The sequence below is a fragment of the Desulfocicer vacuolatum DSM 3385 genome (assembly GCF_900176365.1).
Classification (GTDB): Bacteria; Desulfobacterota; Desulfobacteria; order Desulfobacterales; family Desulfobacteraceae; genus Desulfocicer; species Desulfocicer vacuolatum.
This window is the reverse complement of sequence record NZ_FWXY01000057.1, coordinates 1-4,728: the sequence shown is the minus strand read 5'-3', so window position 1 is coordinate 4,728 and position 4,728 is coordinate 1. Positions and strand designations below refer to the sequence as shown.

At 46.1% G+C, this 4,728-nt stretch carries 6 protein-coding genes; all 6 read right to left on the bottom strand.

Features of this window, described 5'->3' with window-relative positions; all coding sequences use genetic code 11:
• Nucleotides 1-220: nucleotide triphosphate diphosphatase NUDT15 (locus tag B9A32_RS20720; RefSeq protein ID WP_139795923.1), on the bottom strand; the 220-nt coding region annotated here is incomplete at its 3' end.
• An 80-nt stretch (nucleotides 221-300) separates the two neighbouring features.
• Nucleotides 301-1,101 (bottom strand): dihydropteroate synthase, encoded by an 801-nt coding sequence (locus tag B9A32_RS20715; RefSeq protein ID WP_084072068.1) that lies wholly within the window; start codon nucleotides 1,099-1,101, stop codon nucleotides 301-303.
• Between the two features lie 10 nt (nucleotides 1,102-1,111).
• Nucleotides 1,112-1,744: a cobalamin B12-binding domain-containing protein gene (locus tag B9A32_RS20710; protein ID WP_084072066.1), complete on the bottom strand. Its 633-nt coding sequence runs from the start codon at nucleotides 1,742-1,744 to the stop codon at nucleotides 1,112-1,114.
• A gap of 60 nt (nucleotides 1,745-1,804) precedes the next feature.
• On the bottom strand, nucleotides 1,805-2,461 hold the full coding sequence (locus B9A32_RS20705; RefSeq protein WP_084072063.1) for a GntR family transcriptional regulator: 657 nt from the start codon (nucleotides 2,459-2,461) through the stop codon (nucleotides 1,805-1,807).
• A gap of 132 nt (nucleotides 2,462-2,593) precedes the next feature.
• On the bottom strand, nucleotides 2,594-4,129 hold the full coding sequence (locus B9A32_RS20700; protein ID WP_084072061.1) for a BCCT family transporter: 1,536 nt from the start codon (nucleotides 4,127-4,129) through the stop codon (nucleotides 2,594-2,596).
• A 101-nt stretch (nucleotides 4,130-4,230) separates the two neighbouring features.
• Entirely contained in the window at nucleotides 4,231-4,626 is a 396-nt protein-coding gene (locus B9A32_RS20695; RefSeq protein ID WP_084072059.1) for a uroporphyrinogen decarboxylase family protein, read from the bottom strand.
• Between the last annotated feature and the right edge of the window lie 102 nt (nucleotides 4,627-4,728).

Sequence of the window (4,728 nt, the reverse complement as noted above, 5' to 3'; positions counted from 1 at the left end):
CTTTTATTTCCACATCTCCGTTTTTATATTCACATACAACAAATAGGGTCACATAGTGTTTGTCTGATTCATGGAACAGGTCATTGGTCATTGTGGCAAAGCGGGGATTTTTTACAGACAGGCCGGTTTCTTCAAAAACCTCCCTTGTGGCACACATTTCAACGGATTCATTGAACTCCAGGTGGCCACCGGGAAAGGCCCATGATCCCGCCCATGGAATATGTCTGAATACTACTTATTTTTAAAAAGGAAAACCCTACATCCAAAGTTCTATGTAGGGTTTTGGGAGGGCTGAAATTTTTAACTTTCAATAGTACCAGAACGAACGCCTTTAAGGTATTCCATACAGAACTGGTCGTTACCCAGAAGCATATCGGCCGTTTGAATGGTTGCCATAATTTTTTTATCCAACGGATCGATAATCGCCGAATCCATTCCCGCATCCATCATTAGCGCAACAAATGTTCGATTGATGATGTGGCGCTGGGGCAAGCCGTAGGAGATATTGGAAAGGCCGCCGGTAATGTGTACCTCCGGAAACTCTGCCTTAATTGCCCTTACCGCATCCAATACCATAATACCTTTGTTAGAATTCGTTGAAATAGGTTGGACCAGCGGATCAACATAGATATTGGCTGTGATGATGCCGACACCGTTAAGTTCCTTGATCAAATTTTTGGCCCTGCCTAAAATGTCTTTGCTGGATTCAGGCATGCCAGCGTCATCCATACACAGAGCAATAATTTTGCATTCTTTTCCGTCCAGAAAAGGCATCATGGCATCGAACCGTTCTTTTTCCAGAGATATTGAATTGACCATAGGGGTTTGGTCCACCATTGAAAAGGCCATTTCAAGGACGGCTGGATCTGGGCTGTCCAAGGCTAATGGGATCGCACAAAATGGTTGTATTGTGTCCAAAAGCCAACGCATATCTTCTTCTTCGTGGCCGATGCGGGCACCGGCATTCACGTCTATAAAGCTTGCTCCTACTTTCTGTTGTTTTTTGACATCATTGATGATGTACTCGGCGTCCCGTTCGGCAACCGCCGCCTGAACTAATTTTCTGGAAGTGTTGATTCGTTCTCCTATGACTTCAAACATTGTTTACTCCTCAGTTGATAAAAGATTTGACCATTTTGGAGGCCGAGCCAGCGTCTGCTGCGAAGCCGTCTGCACCGATTTCGTCGGCAAATGCCTGGGTCACAGGAGCACCACCCACCATGATTTTCACCTGGTCACGAAGACCCGATTCCACAATGGCATCCACAGTTTGTTTCATTGCAGGCATTGTGGTGGTGAGAAGTGCCGAGAGGCAGACGATTTGTGCCTTTTTCTTTTTGATTTCTGCCACAAAGTCTTCCGGGGCGATATCAACCCCCAGGTTGTGGATTTCCAGGCCAGCACTTTCCATCATCATGGCCACCAGGTTCTTTCCGATGTCGTGGAGGTCGCCTTTAACGGTACCTATGAGCACGGACGCTCCAGAAGCGCCTTCCCCCTCCCCCAGGAGGGGCTTGAGGATCTCCACACAGGAACCCATGGCCTGGGCGGCCATGAGAACTTCCGGGATGAACATGTCGCCGGATTCCATTTTTTCGCCCACAATGTCCATACTGGCGATGAGTCCCTTGTTCAGGATATCCTGGGCCGGGGTGTCGGCGGCCAGGGCGTCGTTGACAAGATTGGTGAGGGTTGGGGCATCACAGGATACCAGGGCGTCTGTCATTGCATTAAAGTCTGTCATTGTTTTCCCCTTGTTCTGATTTCCTTAAGTTTATAGTTATTCTCTAAAATCTTGCACGATTCAGGCTTTCGGAATCAATTCCGTAAAATTTTTTTTTACATAAGTCTTTCCGTTTTTTATATGTGTATTCAGAAGTTTGGCAGTTTTGGTTTCGTTACTTTCAAGAATGGCATCTATAATGTCTATATGTTCCTGGATAGCCGTGGCCCAGTCCCCCCCCACGAGTATTGAAATTCCCATAATATCACAAATACTCGCATACAAAATTTTTGTTTTTTTATGGGAGCTGCTATTTATAAGAAATTTATGGAATTGAAGATCCAGTTCCAGCATTTCCGTTATCATATGTTTTTCATATTTTCCGTCAGGTATATTTTGATACATCGACCATTTGCTTTTCATTGCCCTGAGGGTATCATGATTAATATTCTCTATTGCCGATTTCAGAGTGTATACTTCAAGCATACACCGCAAATCGTAAATTTCTTCTATTTCTTCTTTGTCCAGTTCAAGCACATAATAGCCGGACCTTCCCTTCCGGGTCACAAGTCCTCTGTCACACAACCGATTCAGAGCCAGAGTAATTGGGGTTTGGCTTATATTGTGTTCTTCCGCCAATCTTTGAACATCTATTCTTTCGCCAAAATAAAACTCCATGTTGATAATTCGTTTTCGGATGATGTCGAATATTTGATCTGAAATTCTTGAGCCTATCATTTACAATTCCTTGTCTTATATGAACGTTAACAAACGTTTAAATATTTAATATTAAAAATTAAATGTCAAATATTTTAAACTTGTTTGGAATCGTGTGTTTTCAAAACAAAAAACAAATGAAAGCGGGTATCCTTAGTTTTGAGGAGTTGTCGGTTCATCTTCCTTAAGCCATCTGAGCAGAGAGCAGACACTCAGCCCAATTATAAAAATAAGAGGGAAAGCCGCAACAACACATAAGGTCTGGATGTTTTTCAAACCGCCAAGATACATCATGGTCAGGGTTACCCCACCCAGAACCAAGGCCCAAAGCAGCCGATGCCACCGTGCAGGCTGATCCGTAGGCAGCATCTTGTCTGAGGCGACCGATGCCACGACAAATGCCGCAGAATCCATTGTGGTGGCGGAATATACAAAGCCGAGTATGAGAAAAATAACCAGCACCCCGGAACCCAAGGGAAAATGACGAATGATTTCAATAATAGCGGCGGGTGCCCCTTGATCCGTGAGAATCCGGGTGACAGGTACGATCTCATTGAGTTCAAAATACAGGCCGGTATTTCCCAAAACTGAAAAAATCACCCAGCATCCCATACTCCCCCAGAAGCATTGTGCAAAGGCCATCTCCCCCAAGGATCTTCCCCTGGAGATCCGTGTTACAAACAACCCCATATAAGGGGCATAGGCAATCCACCAGGCCCAGTAAAAAATGGTCCATCCCTGGGCAAACCCGCTCTTTCCAATGGGATCGGTGCCCAGGCTCATGAGAATAAATTTATCAAACAGCAGGCCGACACTGTTGGTGAACGTGGATAGGATAAAGATGGTCGGCCCTGAAAACAGCATAAAGCAGATTAATGCAAGGCCAATACATACGTTGAAGTCACTGAGCCGTTTAATTCCCCTTTCAAGGCCGAGGTAAACGCTTGTTCCAAACAGAGCAGTCCAGAGGACGATGATCACAACGTCCATTTCAAAGCTTCTCACCAGGCCGGTCAACTGGGCGATACCCTGGGAAAGCATTGGGGTACTCAGCCCCAGGGTGGCACCTACGCCTCCCATGAGGCCGAGGATAAAAAAAATATCAATTATTTTTCCGGGCAGTCCGTCTGCATGGTGTCCCAATATCCCCTTACAGGCTGAACTCATCCGAAGGTAAGGAATTTTTTTCACATGAAAGGCATAGGCGATGGGAACCGAAGGCAGCGCATACATTGCCCAAGCCATAATGCCCCAGTGGAACATCCCGTACATTGCCGCATGGTTTCCAGCCTCAACAGATTTGGGCGCAAGGCTAAATGGCGGCGACAGATAATAATAGGCCCATTCAATACTTCCCCAGTATAAGGCGCCTGACCCAAGCCCTGCGCAAAACAGCATCATGATCCAGCTCGGGGTTGAAAATTCAGGGGTTTCCTCGGGCTTTCCCAGCTTGATGGCGCCGTACTTACCAAAAATGATCCAGCCCATGAATCCCAGACTGAACACCCCAAGCCAAAGATAAAGGATTCCCAGTTCGTTTGTCGTAAAGGCAAGCAGCCGGTTCAAGTATTTGCCCCCGGCTTCGGGAAAAGCTGTCAAAAGCCCGCAGACAAAGATAATAACGACCATGGCCGGGATAAGTACGGTTTTATCGACTTTGGTGTCTTGGGCGGGGGAGTCAGCTTTCATGCTTTTTTTCCTCAGTTTTTTTTGTTGGTGTTTAGCCGTTTTTTCTGTAGTCGGTGTGGCATGGGAGCTTCTCCCATACCACAGACTGGCCAGCGAACCCTCTATTCAATACAAATCGGATATTCTCGATACTTGTCTATGGTATCAATCATGGCCAGGACATTTTCAATTTTGCAGTAATCGGTCAGGGTGTTGCCGCTGCTAATAATATAGCCGCCGCCGGGACCGACCTCCCGGAATCGGGTCTTTACTTCTTCAATCACTTCGTCCACGGTTCCCCGGGTCAATGTATAATGAAGGTCGATGTTTCCCCATACTGCAATTTTATCTCCGTATTTTTCTTTCATGGCCTTGATATCCATCACATCCGGCTGGAACGGGTTAATGGCCTTCATCCCCAGGGACACAAGATCGTCCATTACCGCGTCCAGTTTTCCGTCACTGTGATAGGCCCAAGGCAGGTTGATGATATCAATAATCGACTTCACCCTGGGTATGAATACCTCCCTAACCTGGACAAGCCAGAACCAAAAAGGTTTTGTTGAATCACCATTCGCGGTATAATGATTCCCATAACATACAAATGCGAAAGGAGGTCA

What these genes read in the sequence shown, in the direction of transcription:
- B9A32_RS20715 (WP_084072068.1), bottom strand. Translation starts at nt 1,101, where the DNA reads ATGTTTGAAGTCATAGGAGAACGAATCAACACTTCCAGAAAATTAGTT.
- B9A32_RS20710 (WP_084072066.1), bottom strand. Translation starts at nt 1,744, where the DNA reads ATGACAGACTTTAATGCAATGACAGACGCCCTGGTATCCTGTGATGCC.
- B9A32_RS20705 (WP_084072063.1), bottom strand. Translation starts at nt 2,461, where the DNA reads ATGATAGGCTCAAGAATTTCAGATCAAATATTCGACATCATCCGAAAA.
- B9A32_RS20700 (WP_084072061.1), bottom strand. Translation starts at nt 4,129, where the DNA reads ATGAAAGCTGACTCCCCCGCCCAAGACACCAAAGTCGATAAAACCGTA.